At 71.6% G+C, this 15,744-nt stretch carries 14 protein-coding genes; 5 read left to right on the forward strand and 9 right to left on the reverse strand.

Going from position 1 to position 15,744, the window contains the following annotated elements:
- Positions 1 to 10: 10 nt before the first annotated feature.
- The 3 genes from AC07F3_RS07155 to fabG form a co-directional block, all read right to left on the reverse strand.
- Positions 11 to 1,534, reverse strand: coding sequence for a class I adenylate-forming enzyme family protein (locus AC07F3_RS07155; RefSeq protein ID WP_479111285.1), 1,524 nt, complete (start codon positions 1,532 to 1,534; stop codon positions 11 to 13).
- On the reverse strand, positions 1,527 to 2,477 hold the full coding sequence (locus AC07F3_RS07160) for an aromatase/cyclase (protein WP_479111287.1): 951 nt from the start codon (positions 2,475 to 2,477) through the stop codon (positions 1,527 to 1,529). Before AC07F3_RS07160 ends, AC07F3_RS07155 begins: the two co-directional genes overlap by 8 nt.
- A 75-nt stretch (positions 2,478 to 2,552) precedes the next feature.
- Positions 2,553 to 3,350 (reverse strand): 3-oxoacyl-ACP reductase FabG, encoded by a 798-nt coding sequence (fabG, locus tag AC07F3_RS07165; protein WP_479111289.1) that lies wholly within the window; start codon positions 3,348 to 3,350, stop codon positions 2,553 to 2,555.
- Positions 3,351 to 3,516: 166 nt separating this feature from the next.
- Here fabG and AC07F3_RS07170 point away from each other — a divergent pair, with 166 nt between their 5' ends.
- Positions 3,517 to 3,960, forward strand: a complete 444-nt coding sequence (locus tag AC07F3_RS07170) for a nuclear transport factor 2 family protein (RefSeq protein WP_479111291.1) — start codon at positions 3,517 to 3,519, stop codon at positions 3,958 to 3,960.
- A gap of 383 nt (positions 3,961 to 4,343) precedes the next feature.
- Here the strand turns inward: AC07F3_RS07170 and AC07F3_RS07175 are convergent, their stop codons facing one another.
- The 6 genes from AC07F3_RS07175 to AC07F3_RS07200 form a co-directional block, all read right to left on the reverse strand.
- Positions 4,344 to 4,601: an acyl carrier protein gene (locus tag AC07F3_RS07175; protein WP_114035343.1), complete on the reverse strand. Its 258-nt coding sequence runs from the start codon at positions 4,599 to 4,601 to the stop codon at positions 4,344 to 4,346.
- 40 nt (positions 4,602 to 4,641) lie between these two features.
- The gene (locus tag AC07F3_RS07180) at positions 4,642 to 5,889 is read right to left on the reverse strand and encodes a ketosynthase chain-length factor (protein ID WP_479111294.1); all 1,248 of its coding nucleotides are present in this window, start codon (positions 5,887 to 5,889) and stop codon (positions 4,642 to 4,644) included.
- The gene (locus AC07F3_RS07185) at positions 5,886 to 7,157 is read right to left on the reverse strand and encodes a beta-ketoacyl-[acyl-carrier-protein] synthase family protein (protein WP_479111296.1); all 1,272 of its coding nucleotides are present in this window, start codon (positions 7,155 to 7,157) and stop codon (positions 5,886 to 5,888) included. The genes AC07F3_RS07180 and AC07F3_RS07185 overlap by 4 nt, the downstream gene beginning before the upstream one ends.
- 60 nt (positions 7,158 to 7,217) lie before the next feature.
- Positions 7,218 to 8,057, reverse strand: coding sequence for a thioesterase II family protein (locus AC07F3_RS07190; protein WP_479111298.1), 840 nt, complete (start codon positions 8,055 to 8,057; stop codon positions 7,218 to 7,220).
- The gene (locus AC07F3_RS07195; protein WP_114035347.1) at positions 8,054 to 8,824 is read right to left on the reverse strand and encodes a cyclase family protein; all 771 of its coding nucleotides are present in this window, start codon (positions 8,822 to 8,824) and stop codon (positions 8,054 to 8,056) included. Before AC07F3_RS07195 ends, AC07F3_RS07190 begins: the two co-directional genes overlap by 4 nt.
- A 160-nt stretch (positions 8,825 to 8,984) precedes the next feature.
- Positions 8,985 to 9,803 (reverse strand): AfsR/SARP family transcriptional regulator, encoded by an 819-nt coding sequence (locus tag AC07F3_RS07200; RefSeq protein WP_469834167.1) that lies wholly within the window; start codon positions 9,801 to 9,803, stop codon positions 8,985 to 8,987.
- A gap of 297 nt (positions 9,804 to 10,100) precedes the next feature.
- Between AC07F3_RS07200 and AC07F3_RS07205 the strand changes: the two genes are divergently transcribed.
- The 4 genes from AC07F3_RS07205 (at position 10,101) to AC07F3_RS07220 (ending at position 15,696) form a co-directional block, all read left to right on the forward strand.
- Positions 10,101 to 10,265 (forward strand): hypothetical protein, encoded by a 165-nt coding sequence (locus AC07F3_RS07205; protein ID WP_479111300.1) that lies wholly within the window; start codon positions 10,101 to 10,103, stop codon positions 10,263 to 10,265.
- Positions 10,265 to 12,547 (forward strand): TOMM precursor leader peptide-binding protein, encoded by a 2,283-nt coding sequence (locus AC07F3_RS07210; protein ID WP_479111302.1) that lies wholly within the window; start codon positions 10,265 to 10,267, stop codon positions 12,545 to 12,547. Before AC07F3_RS07205 ends, AC07F3_RS07210 begins: the two co-directional genes overlap by 1 nt.
- 57 nt (positions 12,548 to 12,604) lie before the next feature.
- Positions 12,605 to 13,246 carry a hypothetical protein gene (locus tag AC07F3_RS07215; RefSeq protein WP_479111304.1) on the forward strand — a complete coding sequence of 214 codons (642 nt, stop codon included), beginning with the start codon at positions 12,605 to 12,607 and terminating at the stop codon, positions 13,244 to 13,246.
- Between the two features lie 386 nt (positions 13,247 to 13,632).
- Positions 13,633 to 15,696 carry a sensor histidine kinase gene (locus AC07F3_RS07220; RefSeq protein ID WP_479111306.1) on the forward strand — a complete coding sequence of 688 codons (2,064 nt, stop codon included), beginning with the start codon at positions 13,633 to 13,635 and terminating at the stop codon, positions 15,694 to 15,696.
- Positions 15,697 to 15,744 lie beyond the last annotated feature (48 nt).

A 15,744-nucleotide genomic window follows, 5' to 3' on the forward strand; every position in this document is an offset into this window, starting at 1 on the left:
CCTCTCCGGTTCAGCTCGCGACGGGCTGACGGCTGGTCAACTGCTCGGCGAGCACGCGACGTTGGATCTTTCCGTTGCCCGTGCGCGGGATCGCGTCGAGCGTCCTGGCGTCCCGGACGTGCTGGTAGTACGGCAGGGCGTCGTTGGCCCGGGCGACGACGTCGGCCAGGTCGTCCGGGTGGGCTCCGGCGAGCACCACCAGGGCGCCCGCGACCGCGCCGTGCTCGACGTCGGCGAGCTCGACCACGACGACATCGGCGACCCGCGGGTCGCGGCGCAGCACGCGCTCCACGTCCGAGGGCGCGACCAGGAAGTTGTCGCACTTGAAGACGTCCTTGAGCCGGTCCACCAGGAACAGCCGGCCGTCTTCGTCGACGCGGCCGACGTCCCCGGTGCTCAGCCAGCCGTCCGGCTCCAGGCCGGTGCCGTCGGGCCCGCCCGCGTACCCCCGCATCACCTGCGGGCCGCGCAGCTGCACCTCGCCGACCGAGCCCGGTGCGAGGACCGCGCGCGAGTCGATGTCCACGACGCGGCACTCGGTGCCGGCGACCGGGGTGCCGACCGAGCCGTGCACCGGGTGGTCGGGGTCGTCGCTGTGGGTCAGCGGGGAGGTCTCGGCGAGGCCGTACCCCTGGAAGACCGGCACGCCGAACCGCTTGGAGAGGCGCCGGGCGGCCGGCACCGGCAGGTTTGAGCCGCCCGAGGCGATCCGCTTCACCGTCGTCATCGAGACGGAGTCGAGGTCCGGGTCGGCCGCGAGCCGGGCCAGCCGCACCGGCAGGCTGTAGAGGATGGTGGCCCGGTGCCGGTTGGCGGTCATCAGCGCGGCGTACGGCTCCGGCGCGGCGCAGAGCACCTGCGTGGCACCGGCGGCAATGGCCGAGTTGAGGTGCATCGGGTGGTAGGTGGGCAGGTGGTTGAGGCTGACCGTGTCGCCGTCAAGCCGGTGCGCCCGTGCGATCTGCGCCGCGTTGACCGTCACGTTGCGGTGGCTGAGCCGGACCGCCTTGGGGCGGCCGGTGGTGCCGCTGGTGAACTGGAGGGCCGCGGTGTCCCCGGGTCCCTTGGCGTGGGCGGTGAGCGGCCGGTCGGAGGCGAGGGCGTCCAGGCCGTCCGTGCCGGCGCCGATCAGCACGACCTCGCGCAGCCCGGGCAGCCGGTCGCGGACGTTCTCCAGACGGGCGTTCAGGACCGGGTCGAGCAGGACCACCGAGGCCCCGCCGAGGCCGAGCACGTGCAGCAGGTCGTCCTCGCGCAGCAGCGGATTGACCACCGCCACGGTGTGCCCGGCCCGCACCGCCGCGTAGTACGCGACGGCGACGTCCGGATGCAGCACGGTGCCGACCGCCACCACGGTGGGCTCGGGGGCGAGCGCCTGGAGCCCGGCGGCGACGGCGGTGACCCGCGCGTCGAAGGCGGCGTAGTCCATCGCGAAGTCGTCGGTGACCACGGCCCGGCGCGCGGGGTGCGCCGCGGCCGCCCGGGACAGCAGCTGGTCGAGCCGGTCCGGCACCTCGGGCAGGGTGTCAGCCACGGAGCGCCTCCGCGTAACTCCGGGCCAGCTTCAGGGTGTTGGTGGAGTTGGTGGACAGCGCGCGGTGCACGTAGGCGCGGGCGTCGGCGACGGTCTTGCCCTCGCCGAGGTACTTCTCGATGGTGTCGGTCCGCAGCGTGACGGTGTGCCGGGACGTCACGTCGACACCGCCCTCGACCTCGACGATGGTCCAGCGGCCGGTGTGGGCGGTCATCAGGCCGGGCACGGTGGTCTGCTTGTAGACGATGCGGTCCGGCGCGAAGACCACGCGGATCGACTCGGTGGTGTGCACCGAACCGTCGGCGGTGCTGGTGTCCATCGCCATGACCTGCACACCGGGCTCGTCCTCGGTCAGGTCCAGGCGTGCCACGTGCGGCAGCCGCTCGGGCCACAGGTCGGCGCGGTTCAGGAAGTCGAAGACGTCCGCGGCGTCCGCCTCCATGCGGACGGTGTCGTCGAAGGTGAAGACCAGCTCGTCCAACTGGGCATGCCGCTCGGCGAGTTCCTTGATGTTGTTCAGCTCGGCCGCGCTGTTGCGGTCCACGGCCCGGTTGATCCAGTCCACCGCGTCCGGGGCGTCGTCGACGGCCTCGAAGTCGTGGTGGAGCTCCAGCAGCGAGGTCTCGGCGTCCACGGGCGAGACCACCCAGGCGCCGCCCATGCCGGCCACCGGCGGCGTGGAGACCTCTTGGCGGAAGTCGACCCGCAGGCGCTCCGGGTCGAAGGTGCGGCGCGAGATCCAGTTCTTGACGGCGCCGTTGGCGGTCGCCCAGATGTGGATGCGCTCGGAGCGGTCGTCCTGCTCCAGGTGCTCGACGTGCACGTTGGGGCCGAAGTACTGCGGCCACTTGCTGACATCGGCGACGATCCCGTACACGACCTCGGCGGGGGCGGCGACGGCGACGCTGTGGAGGGTGTGGTGCTTCGTTCCGGTCACGGACACGGGAAATTCCTTCGGTGGTCGGGGAGTTGAGGGGAGCCGTCGGGCTCGTCGTCGGCGCCGGCCGGCGCCTTCGGGTCAGAAGTTGCCGAGGCCGCCGCAGACGTTGAGGGCCTGCGCGGTGATGGAGGCGGCGGTGTCGGTGGCCAGGTAGCCGACGAGACCGGCGACCTCCTCCGGCGTGGAGTAGCGGCCCAGCGGGATCTTCGCCGTGAACTTGGCCATGATCGCGTCCTCGGAGGTGTCGTACGCCTGCGCGTAGCCCTGCCGCACGCGCTGCGCCATCGGCGTCTCGACGTAGCCGGGGCAGACCGCGTTCACGGTGATGCCGGTCGGGGCGAGCTCGTTGCCGAGCGCCTTGGTGAAGCCGACCACGCCGTGCTTGGACGCGGAGTACGGGGCGCCGAGCACCACGCCCTGCTTGCCCGCGGTGGAGGCGATGTTGATGATCCGGCCCCAGCCGCGCTCGCGCATGCCGCCGACGTTGAGCACCTCGCGGGTCACCCGGAACACGCTGTTCAGGTTGGTGTCGATGACGTCGTCCCACACCTCGTCCGACACGTCGGCGGTCACGCCGCCGCCGCTGCGGCCGGCGTTGTTCACCACGACGTCGACCCGGCCGTACGCGGCGACGGCGGCCGCGACGAGCGCCTTGACGGAGTCGGCGCTGCGGACGTCGGCGGTGGTGCCCGACACCTCCAGGCCCTCCTCGCGGAGCTCCTTCACGGTCAGCTCGACGGACTCGGAGCCGCGCGCGCAGACGAACACCGCGAGACCGGCCCGGCCCAGCGCCCGCGCCGACGCGAGACCGATCCCGCTGGTCCCGCCGGTGATGAGCGCGACCCGGCGCTCGCTGCTGTCCTGGGGCTGAGTCATACGAATCTCCTCGGATGAGTGGGTGTACGGGGGCCAACGTGCCCAGGGCCACTCGAACGGGTATCGAGCGGGGCTGGACCTCGGCGCCCCGACCGGGCCCCCAGCGGCGTTCGAGCGGGGGCCGCCAGGCTGCGGAGGCAGGAAGATCCAGGAGGAGAGGACCCCCATGAGCGTCACCGAGCTGCCGCAGGCCGCCACCACCGCCGGGCTGTACACGGAGATCCAGCAGTTCTACGCGCAGCAGATGCATCTGCTCGACGACGGCAAGGTCGAGGAGTGGGCCCACACCTTCACCACCGACGGTGTGTTCGCCGCCAACGCGCAGCCCGTCCCGGCGGTCGGCCGCGAGGCCATCACCGCTGCCGCCGCCGCGGCCACCGAGGCGTACGCAAAGGCGGGTGTCCAGCGCCGCCACTGGCTGGGCATGGTCTCGGTCGAGGCGGCCGACGGCGACGTCGTCAACGCGCGCTGCTACGCCCTGGTCATCGAGACCCCGCGCGGCGGGCGCCCCGAGATCAAGGCGAGCACGTTGTGTGAGGACCGGATCGTGCGGGTGGGTGGGGCCTGGCAGATCGAGGACCGCCAGATCACCCGGGACGACCTGATCTGACCTCCTCCGCCGGGGTCGCCCCCCGGCCCCCGTGGCAAGTGCCCGCACGCGAATCCCCCGGCGTGCGGGCACTTTCGCGTGCGCGGGCGGGTCTCTGGGGGCGCGCTTCGGCCGCCCCCGGTGGGCCGTCCTGGGGCTCCGCCCCAGACCCCGGGAGGGTCGCGCCCCCAACCCCTCGGTCGTGTGCGGACCGTGGTCGCTTCTCGCGCAGTTCCCCGCGCCCCTTAACAGGACGGTGCTGGTCAGCATGGACATCTTCAGCCCGTCCGGCGATTGAGGACGAGCGCCGTTCAGGCGCGAACGGGGTCTGGGGCGGAGCCCCAGGGCATGGGGAGGGCCGCCCACACCGGGAGGGGTGGGCGGCCCTGGGGTGGCGGGGCGGGTTACGCCGCGGCCGTCGCAGTCGTCAGGCACTCGTTGATGAACTCCAGCAGAAGACGCGGCGTGGACGCCTCCGCCACCGTGTCGTCGGACAGCTGGATCTGGTAGTCCCGCTCGATGACCCCCGTGACCTGGAGGATCGCGAGGGAGTCGTAGCCCAGGTCGTCGAAGGGCACGTCCAGGACGTCACCGTCCAGGTCGATCCCCTCGCCGACACCGGCGCACTCGCGCAGCAATGTGGTCAGTTCCTTGAGATTCATGAAGCTCGCCTCTCTCAATCCTGAATGAAAACAGTGGAGTTCAGTGGGCCGCGGTCACGACGGCCGCGGCGTTGAAGCCGCCGGTCCCGCGGGCCAGTACGAGTGCGGTGCGGACCGGGCCGCGCCGGGCCTCGGTGACCAGGTCGAGCGCGTCGGCCGCGACCGGGGATGTGACGTTGACGGTCGGCGGGATCACCGCGTCCCGGATGGAGAGCAGCGCCGCCGCCAGGTCGAGCGAGGCGCCACCGGCCGACAGCCGGCCCGTCATGGTCTTGGGGGCCGTCACGGGCACCCCGCGGGGGCCGAACAGCGCGGTGAGCGCCGCCTCCTCCTGGCGGTCGAGCTCCGGCACCCCGGACGCGTCGGCGAAGACGACGTCCACGTCGGACGCGCTCAACCCGGCCTCGGCAAGGGCGAGTTCGGCCGCACGGCGCAGGCCCGGCTCGCCGCCGCGGGCCGGCGCCGGGTCGAAGGTGGCCGCGTAACCCGAGAGCTGCCCGTAGATCCGGGCGCCGCGCTCGCGGGCCGCCTGGGCGTCCTCCAGGACGAGGATGGCGCCGCCCTCACCGGCGACGTAACCGCTGGCCTCGCTGTCGAAGGGCAGGAAGGCGCGCGCCGGGTCGGCGACGGAGCTCATCCGCCCGCCCGCGAGCTGCGCGGTCCAGCCCCAGGGGCAGACCGCGCCGTCCACGCCGCCGGTGACGATCAGCTTGCTGCCCTTGCGCAGCTGGCGCCGGGCCTGGGCGACCGCGTCGAGGCCGCCCGCCTGCTCGGTGACCAGGACGCCGCTGGGCCCGCGCAGACCGTGCCGGATGGAGATCTGGCCGGTGTTGACGGCGTAGAACCAGGCGTACGACTGGTAGGCGGAGACGTACTGGCCGCCCTTGCTCCACAGCGCCTGGAGCTCGCGCTGGCCGAACTCGAAGCCGCCCGCGGAGGCCGCGGTGACCGCGCCCGCCGAGTACTGCGGCATCTCGGCCGGGTCGGCGCCGGAGTCCTCCAGGGCCTCCTTGGCGGCGGTCAGGGCGAGCCGGGTCATGTGATCGGTCTGCGGGAGCAGCCGGCTCGGGATGTGCTCTTCCGCGTCGAAGCCGGGCACCTCGCCCGCCAGCGTCGCCGGGTAGCCGGAGGCGTCGAAGCGGGAGACCGGGCGGATGCCGCTCTCGCCCGCCACGGTCGCCTCCCACCACGCCCGCGTACCCAGGCCGTTGGGGGCGGTGACGCCGATGCCGGTGAACACCGCGGTGGCGGAGCGCACCGCCGTACGTTCGAGCAGCTCGCTCGTCATGCCGTCTTCCTCCGCTCGGGCTTGGTGAGCACGATCGCGCTCTGGAAACCGCCGAAACCGCTGCCGACGCTGAGCACGGTGCTGATGTCGCGCTCGCGGGCGTGGATCGGGGTGTAGTCGAGGTCGCACTTGGGGTCGGCCTCGTGCAGGTTCGCGGTCGGCGGCACCATGCCGTGCTCGATGGCCAGCGCGGACGCGGCGATCTCCAGCGAGCCGATCGCACCGAGCGAGTGCCCGATCATCGACTTGATGGAGGAGACGGGCGTCGCGTACGCGTGGTCGCCGAGGCTCTTCTTGAACGCGGCCGTCTCGTGGCGGTCGTTCTGGAGCGTGCCCGAGCCGTGCGCGTTGATGTAGTCGATGTCGGTGCCGGGGATCCCCGCCTCGTCGAGCGCCGCGCCGATGGCCTCGGCCATCTCCGCGCCGTCGGCCCGCAGGCCCGTCATGTTGTACGCGTTGGAGCGCGAGGCGAACCCGGCGATCTCGGCGTAGATGTGCGCGCCGCGCGCCACGGCCTGCTCGTACTCCTCCAGGACGAACACCGCGCTGCCCTCGCCGAGCACGAAGCCGTTGCGGGACTTGTCGAAGGGCCGCGAGGCGGTCTCCGGCTCGTCGTTGCGGTTCGAGGTGGCCTTGATGGCGTCGAAGCAGGCGACGGAGATCGGCGAGATGGGCGCCTCGGTGGCGCCGGCGATCATGACGTCGGCGCTGCCCTCGCGGATCAGCTCGACGGCGTGGCCGACCGAGTCCAGACCCGAGGTGCAGCCGGTGGAGACCACGGCGGTGGGACCCTGAGCGCCGAACTCCCAGGCCACCTCGGCCGCGAACGAGCTGGGCACGAAGTAGTCGTAGAGGTGCGGCACGGCCCGCTCGTGGTCGACGAGCCACTCGGCGCCGTTGTTGCTGACCGCCGCGTACTCGTAGTCGAGCCCGGTGGTCGCGCCGACCGCGCTGCCGATGGTGACGCCGGTGCGGAACGGGTCGATGCCCGTCATGTCCAGGCCGCTGTCCGAGACCGCCTCGCGGGCGCCGACCAGAGCGAACTGGGCGGCCCGGTCGAGGCGCCCGGCCTGCTCCTCGGTCAGTCCCTGGGCGACCGGGTCGAAGTCGACCTCGGCGGCGATCCTCGACCGGAAGGCCGAGGCGTCGAAGAGCGAGACGGCCCTGGTCGCGGTGCGTCCCGCGGTCAGCAGGGACCAGTACTCCTTGGTGCCGACGCCCCCGGGGGCGACCACACCGATTCCGGTGATGACTACGCGTCGGCTCACCTGTCCCCCTCGTGGGTCTTGGCCTGGGGGTGCGCCCCGGGAATGTGCAGCACGGCTGCGTCACCTCTCTGATAGGTCCGCTGTCAGATCCGCTGTCGGAAGGAGTCTCGTCCCGCTCTCTTGACGCCCGCTCGACTCGCCGCCGTACTCCCCCTTGAGCGATTCCCGCAGCTCCAGGGCCACCTCGCGCAGCAGCTCGGGCACCACGCGCTCGCGTACGAAGAAGTGGCCGCCGGGCATGGTCTGGAGCCGGAAGCGGGTCACCGAGTAGTCGGCCCACTCGGCCACCTCCCACAGCGGGGCGACGGGGTCGTCGCGACCGGCCAGCGCCATCAGCGGGGTGCCGACCGCCTTGTCCGCGTTGACCTGGCAGAGCGCCTCGCCCAGCCTGAGGTCGTCGCGGAGCGCCGGGATCACCTGGCGCTGCCACAGCGAGCGGTCCCGGCCCGCGGCCTCCGGCGGCGCGGCCTCCAGGTCGACCAGCAGGTCGATGAGTTCGTGGTCGGGCAGCCGGGCCCCGCGCAGCAGCGTGTTGCGCAGGTGCGGCGGCGGTACGGCGCCGATCACCAGGCGGGCCGGCGGCAGCAGCCCGTCGTCCTCCAGGGTCCGGGTCAGCGCGTGCGCGACCAGACCACCGAGGCTGTGCCCGTACAGGAGGTAGGGGCGGTCGAGCAGCGGGGTGATCAACTCCCGCAGTTCATCCATGAGTTCGGTGGCGTCGGTGATCCGGGCCTCCTTGGCGCGCGGGCCACGGCCCGGCAGCAGGACCGGCACCACCTCGGCCGTGTCGCCGAGGATCCGCTGCCACTTGGCGAAGGAGGAGATCCCGGCCCCCGCGTGGTGGAAGCAGAACAGCCAGGGCGTCACGGTGTCCTCGCGCGTGGTGCTCGCGGGTCTCATGCGTCGATCAGGGCGACGGCCCGGGTCCAGCCCGCCCCCGCTCCGGCGATCTTCACGGGGAAGCAGGACACCCGGAAGCCGTGCGTGGGCAGCGTGTCGAGCTGGGCGAGCCGCTCGACCTGGCAGTACTCGCGGCGCCGGCCGGCGAAGTGGGCGGGCCAGAGCACCGACTTGTCGCCGGTCTCCTGGAAGGTGCGGATCATGTGCCCGAAGGGCGCGTCCAGGCTCCAGGCGTCGGTGCCGATGACGCGTACGCCGAGGTCGAGCAGGAAGTCGGTGGCGGCGCCGTCGAGGCCCGCGAAGTCGGTGAAGTAGCGCGGGGTGCCCGCGTGTTGTGAAGCTCCGGTGTGCAGCATGACGATGTCGAGCGGCTGCGGGGTGTACCCGATCTCGGCGATCTGCTTCTCGATGCGCTCGACCCCGATGGCGCCGATGCCGACGTCGCTCACGTCGAGCACGACGGCCGGGCGCAGGAACCAGTCGAGCGGCATCTCGTCGATGTGCCGGGGCCGCCCGTAGTCGCCGACCGAGCCGTAGTGCGAGGGCGCGTCCACGTGTGTGCCGGTGTGGCTGGTCAGGGTGAGCGTGTCCAGGGACAGGAGCTCGCCCCCGGGCAGGTCGGCCGGGTCGAAGTCGAGCCCGAAGTGCTCCTTCATCTCCGCCGCCATGTGTGCGGCGCCCTCGGCGGGCGTCATGATCTTGTGGATGATCGGGTCCGGCTCCCAGCCGGCCGCGTCCACGGGCGAGGACAGATCGATGACTCGCAAGGTGAAAACCCCCAAGGTCGTTGGCGACGGTCGGGGGCACTGTGCGGGCGCCCGCTGGAGGGCGGATCGAGCCGCGCACGCGTCGGACCCCGCCCTGTGGGGGGAGAGGGCGGGGTCCGGACGCGTTGCTGCCGGGCGGTCCAGGCCGCCCGTGCGCCGCTCAGGCGGCGAAGAGGTCGAGCACCGGGCGTCGCCCGGCCTGGTGCGAGTCCAGCGCCGGGTCACCGGCGAGGACCGCGCGGTGCAGCTGCTGGAGCCGCGCCGAGGGGTCGAGGCCGAGCTCGTCGGCGAGCCCGCGCCGCAGGTTCTGGAACACGTCCAGGGCCTGCCACTGCCGACCGGACCGGTACAGCGCCACCATGCACTGGGCGTGCAGGCTCTCGTGCAGCGGGTGACGGGCCGTCAGGGAGGTGAGTTCGGCGAGCAGTTGCATGTGCCGCCCGAGCCGCAGATCGGAGTCGATCCGCTGCTCCAGGACTCCGAGCCGGCTCTCCTCCAGGCGGACCAGCTCGATCTCCAGGAGCGGCCCGAGCCGCACGTCCACCAGGGCCGGACCGCGCCACATGCCGAGCGCCTCGCGGTAGAGCGCGGCGGCGCTCTCGTCGTCACCGCGCTCGGCGGCGCCGCGCCCGGTCGCCACCAGCCGGTCGTACTCGTGCACGTCCACCGAACCCGGCGTGACCTCCAGGAGGTAGCCGCCGTGCCGGGTGGCGAGCACCTCACGGGCGGTGTACGGGCTGTCCGGGCCGAGCGCCCCCGCGATCAGCCGGCGCAGCTGGAGGATGTACGTCTGAAGGGTGGTCAGCGCGCTGCGGGGCATGTCCGCCCCCCAGATCTCCTCCATCAGCGTCGGAACGGGCATGACCTGGTTCGCGTACACCGACAGCAGCGCCAGTATCTGCCTGGGCTTGCCGGCGCTCGGGACGACCGACGTGCCGCCCGACTCGGCCATGAGCGGACCGAGAACCTTGATCTCCATGGGATTCCTCCGGGGTCGGATCTGCCGGATGACCCGATGGTTTCGGACCCGGCTCCAAGCACCCTCACAAGCTGTCATCCACGGCCGTTTCGGGGCAGTGCCGGGCTCCTGAACCCGGCATGTGCGTGTCCTGGAGAGAGGTATGAAAGTTTCATGTGCATCCCGTGACCGCGGCACTGGGGCGGATCCGGCCGACCCGGCAGAGTTCTGGACGTCGGCCCGACCAGGAGTCGAGTACCGACGGCTAGGGGGTCAGGTCCCCCGGCCTCCATCAGCTGTCTGCCAGGGGGAAGAACCATGAACGCGAACGTCGGCCTCGCAGTGTCCGTCCTTGATGACCTCGTGATCGAGGAGTTCGGCCGGCAGGCGGCCTTCAGCCAGGTTCCCGCCGGGACCTGGGGTTCGGGTGTCGCCCAGACCCCGGTTTCCATCGCCGCCGAGACCGCCCGGCGCACCGTCTGATGGGGGCCGTCCAGATCGCCGCCCCGCTCCTGGGATTCAAGCCGCACCTGCGGGTCGAGCAGGTGCCCGGTGAAGCGGTGTACCTGATCTCCGACCAGCGGGTGACCGCACTGCACGGAGAGCAGATCGCCCGCCTCGCCCCCCTCCTCGACGGCACCCGCCCCCTGGAGCGCATCGCCCAGGACACCGCGGACGCCCTCCCTTCCGGGCAGGCCGCCCGACTGGTGTCGCGGCTGACCGGCGCTGGGCTGCTCTGCGGCCGCGAGCACCAGGTGTCGCCCCAGGAGGCGGCCGAGCAGGCGTACTGGGAAGCGGCGGGACTGGACGGCAACCGGGCGGCGACCGCCCTCACGCAGGGCGTTGTACGTGTCGTGTCGGTTGGCAGCGCGGACGAGGGCGAGCTGTCCGGAGCCCTCGCCGCGGCCGGACTCGATACGACCGCGGAGGTCTGCGCCGACCTCACCCTCGTCCTCTGCGACGACTACCTCGACCCCGAACTCGCCGTCATCGACGCGGAGTTCCGCGCCTCGGGCCGCCGCTGGCTGCCGGTGAAGACCGAGGGCACCGAGATGTGGATCGGCCCCTTCTTCGGGGACGCGGACGGACCCTGCTGGGCCTGTCTGGCCGAACGCCTGTGGCGCAGCCGCCCGGTGGAGGCGCACGTCCAGCGCATGCTGGGCCGTTCGGGGCCGATACCCCGCCCTTCGTGCACGCTGCCCGCCGCCCGGCTCGCCGCCCTCCAACTGGCGGGGCTGGAAGCGGCCAAGTGGCTGGCGGGTTACCGGGACGCGAGCCAGCAGGCGCTGCGCACGCTCGACGGGCTCACCCTCACCGGGGAACTCCACCCCGTCGTGCGCCGCCCGCAGTGTCCCAGCTGCGGCGAGCCCGCGATGACCACCGCTCAGGTGCAAGCCCCGGTCGTGCTGCGCTCACGCATCAAGCGGGACACCGGGGGGAACGGCCACCGCAGCCTCACGCCCCAACAACTCCTCGACCGCTTTGTCCACTTGGTGGACCCTGTCACCGGTCTGGTGCGCGGCATCGTCCGCAACGAATGTGGTCCCGAGTTCTTCAACTCCTTCTCGGCCGGCCTCAACCCGGCCGCCGGAACCCAGGGTCTCGGCGCGATACGCGGCGGGCTGCGCGCCTCCTGCGGAGGCAAGGGGGCGACCGAGATCCAGGCCAGGGTCAGCGCGCTGGCCGAGGCCCTCGAACGTCACTCGGGCCACTTCGAGGGCGGCGAGGCGACGGTCCGCGGCAGCTACCGCGAACTGGCCGGCGACGCCATCCACCCCGACACGGTCCAGCTCTACGACGAGCGGCAGTACGCCGGTCGCGCCGAGTGGAACGAGGCGCACGGCCCCTTCCAGTACGTCGCCGACCCCTTCGACGAGGAGAGACCCAACGACTGGACCCCGCTGTGGTCGGTGACCGAGCAGCGGCACAAGCTGCTCCCGACCGCGCTCCTCTACTACGGGGCGCCCCAGGCGCCCGGCGCGTTCTCCTGCCTGGCCACCTCGAACGGCACGGCCGCCGGGGGAACGGTGGAGGACGCCGTGCTCCAGGGCTTCCTCGAACTCGTCGAGCGCGACGCGCTGGCGCTGTGGTGGTACAACCGCACCCGCCATCCGGCGGTGGACCTCGATGCCTTCGACGACCCGTGGATCGCCGAACTCCGGCGCGTACATGCCTCGTTGGGCCGCGAGGTGTGGGTCCTCGACCTCACCGCCGACCTCGGCATCCCCGTCATGGCCGCACTGTCGAGGATTGCGCACGCCGAACCGGGGCAGCGGCAAGACATCATGTTCGGCTTCGGCGCCCACTTCGACCCCGCGATCGCGCTCCGCCGCGCCCTGACCGAACTGAACCAGATGATGCCGCACGTGGTGGCACCCGACGGCAGCGTCTCCCGCGCGGCCGCCGAGGACCCCGACGTACGCGAGTGGCTGCGCACCGCCACCGTCGAGGGCCACCCCTATCTGCTCCCCGCCGACTGCGCCCCGACCGGGCCCGGAACGCACCCCTACACTCCGAGCGACGACCTGTACGAGGACATCGAGACGGTCGTGGAGCTGCTGCGCGGGAAGGGCATGGAACTGCTCGTCCTCGACCAGACGAGACCCGACGTCGGCCTGCCGGTCGTCAAGGTGGTGGTGCCCGGACTCAGACCCCACTGGGCGCGCTACGCCCCCGGACGCCTCTTCGACGTCCCGGTGCGGCTCGGCAGAGTGGCCGCGCCGACCCGGTACGAGGACCTCAACCCGGTCCCGCTCTTCCTCTGAACCAGTTGACCGCACGTCGCACGCGAACCACACCCTGCCGGTGGAAGGACCCCTCTCATGCGTATCGACCGCCTCGCGGCCCGCGAACTCGGTGAGTTCTGGTCGCTGCGCGAGGACGTCATGGTGCTCTTCGGCCAGAGCACCGTGCTGCGCACGCCGTGGGGGGAACTGCGCCTGGAGCGGCCGGGACCACTGCTGCGCGAGGCGCTGCACCGGATGCAGCTGGGCCCGGTGTCGCTCGGCAACGTGGTGCCGGGCTTCCCTGGCTACGAGGTGCCGAAGAGTGAGTGGAATGAGGCGTCGCGAGAGCTGCTCGACGCGCTGGAACCGCTCCAGCACCTGATCGTGCGACACCTCGCGATCGGTGCCTCGCCGCTCCTGAGCGTCGTGCCGCTTTCTCCGCGGGCCACGTTCCGCCCGCCGTCAACGGCGCCCGGGGCCGGGTTCCGGGTGCCCGAGGGGATGGTGCTGCGCAGGCCGGGAGGCGATCCGGTGCTCGCGCACGGGGGCTGTGACCACCGTGTCGAACTGCACGGGCCCGATGCGTTGCGGCTGCTGGATCATCTCCGGGAGGGCAGTGATTTTCAGCCATCGCTCGACGCTCCGCTGCCGCAGAACGTCGTCAGAGCGGCGCGCGCCTACACGGTTGCTGCGGGAATGCTCTTCGCGGCCGATCTCAAGGGCGCGGCCCAACTGTGAGAACCGGCTGGGCACTACAGGTCGGGCCGCCGGATTGCCTATGATCCGGTCCGGAGACGTGCTTCTGACCGGGCACCGAAAACCATGGGGGACAGTTGAAAGCAGAAGTAGCCGAGAGGGCCGGGAGGATATCCACGGACATCGGCACCGTGGAGCTTCCGCCTCGTAAGGCGATAGCGGTGACCGCGGCTGCGTTGCTCGGGTTTTTCGTGATCGACGGCGTTTTCGTCTGGGCCGAGAATCCGCCCTTGTGGGAACGCGTCGCCGCACTGTGCGGCTTCGCGGTGATCTTGGGCCTTCAGCTTTGCCATTCCTTCCCGCAGCTTTTGCCGAACCTCTACCGTTTCCGGTATGCGACCTGGTTCCTTCAAGCCGTTCTGGCCTACGTGCCGATCCATCTGTTCGGCTCCGCGTGGAGCGGCATGGCGGAATTCCTGACCGCCTCCTCGGTCCTGGTGTTCCCGGCGGTGATCGGCTGGCCCCTCTTCGCGGTGGGCGTGCTCACTTGTTGGTATTTGTACAGCGGGGGCCCCGCCAGCACGGTGGCGTACAACGTCCTCGAGGGTGCGCTGATCCCGCTGATCATCATCGGGCTCTCCCGCATGTCCGACCTGATCGTCAAGCTGCACCGTTCCCGCGAGGAACTGTCCCGTCTCGCCGTCGCCGGAGAGCGCTTGCGCTTCGCCCGCGATCTGCACGACGTCCTCGGATACAGCCTCTCGGCCGTCTCCCTCAAATGCGAGCTCGCCTACCGGTTGCTCGCGGACGCCCCTGCCAAGGCACAGGAAGAACTCGGCGAAGTGCTGCGCACCTCGCGCAAGGCGCTCGCGGATGTGCGTTCGGTCAGCCGTGGCTATCGCGAGATGTCGCTGGCGGGTGAGGCCAATGCCGCCGTCTCGATGCTGTCCGCCGCGGGTATCCGTACGTCCTTGAAATTCGAGGTCGGCGCGTTGCCGACAGCGGTCGACACCGTGCTCGCCACCGCGCTGCGCGAAGGCCTGACCAACATGCTGCGGCACAGCAAGGCCGAGAGCTGCGAGATCCGGGCCGAGCGGACGGAGGCCGGCGCCGTACTGGTTCTGGCCAACGACGGAATCGGTCGCGGGCGCCCCTCCAAGAGTGGCACCGGCAGCGGACTCGCGACGCTCGACAGCCGCGTGAAGAAGCTCGGCGGCACCCTCGAGTACGGCTGCGACGGCCAGGGTTGGTTCAGTCTCCAAGCCACCGTGCCGTTGCCCGACAGGGCGGAGCAGGATCAGGGCGCGGATCGCGTGGCTGCGTCGGACGGGCCCGAGCAGTCGGCGGCGCAGCCCCACGGCCACCGGGACCTCGTGCCCCGGGCCGCCTCGGCGATCGCGTTCACTGTCCTGGTGGGTTACTTCCTCGCGTACTCCCTGGTCGCCCTGTCCTACGAGCCGCCGCTCGGCAAGGCGGTGGTGGTGGAACTCTGCATGTTCGCCACGCTCCTCCTCCAGCTCCTGGTCTCTTTCCAGTGGCGGCTCAACCGGATGTCCGGCCGTCCCGGACTGCTGCGGTACGGCTCCCTCGTCGGGCTGGTACTGCTCCAGGCCGTGCCCTGGGGCTTCTTCGGCCCGACCTGGCTGGGCATGCCGGGCTTCGTCGTCGGCTCGGCGCTGCTCGTGCTGCCGACGGTCCCGGCCTGGTCCCTGGCCGTCGCGGTGACCGCCGCCGGCGACATCGCCCTCCACCAGACGGGCGGGGCCGCCACCGACCTGATCTACACGACCTGCTACACCCTCATCTGCGGTCTCGTCGTCTTCGGCCTCTCCCGCATGGCGCAGCTGGCGTCCGAACTGCACTGGTCCCGCACGGAGATCGCCCGCCTGGCGGTGACGACCGAGCGGCTGCGGTTCGCCCGTGACCTGCACGATCTGCTCGGGTTCAGTCTGTCCGCGATCACGCTCAAGTGTGAGCTGGTGCGGCGGCTGGCGTTGGACAGGCCGGTGCAGGCGCAGGAGGAGTTGACCGAGGTGTTGCAGATCGCGCGTCAGGCGTTGGCCGATGTGCGGACGGTGGCGGACGGGCGGCAGCGGATGAGTCTGACGGCGGAGGCGGAGAACGCCACCGCGATGCTGGCCGGGGTGGGGATCCGGGCGACCGTGGACACGGACTGCGGGGAGCTGCCCGGGGATGTCGAGACCGTGCTCGCGACGATGTTGCGCGAGGGTCTGACGAACATGTTGCGGCACAGCAAGGCCGCCCACTGTGAGATCACGGCGGTGCGCACCGCGGCCGGGGTGCGGCTCACGCTCGTCAACGACGGGGTGGACGGGTGCGCCGCGTCCGGGCTCGACTCGAAGGTCGACGGCGGCAGCGGGATCGGGAATCTGACCACGCGGGTCAACGCGGTGAACGGGCGGCTGGCGGCGGGGGCCCGGCCGGACGGCTGGTTCGAGCTGACGGCGGAAGTGGAACTGCTCGCCGCCTGAGCAGGGGGGCCACCGCGCGCCGCGCACCGCCACAACCGAAGAGGCAGG

It is taken from the genome of Streptomyces sp. NPDC045846, assembly GCF_056431605.1.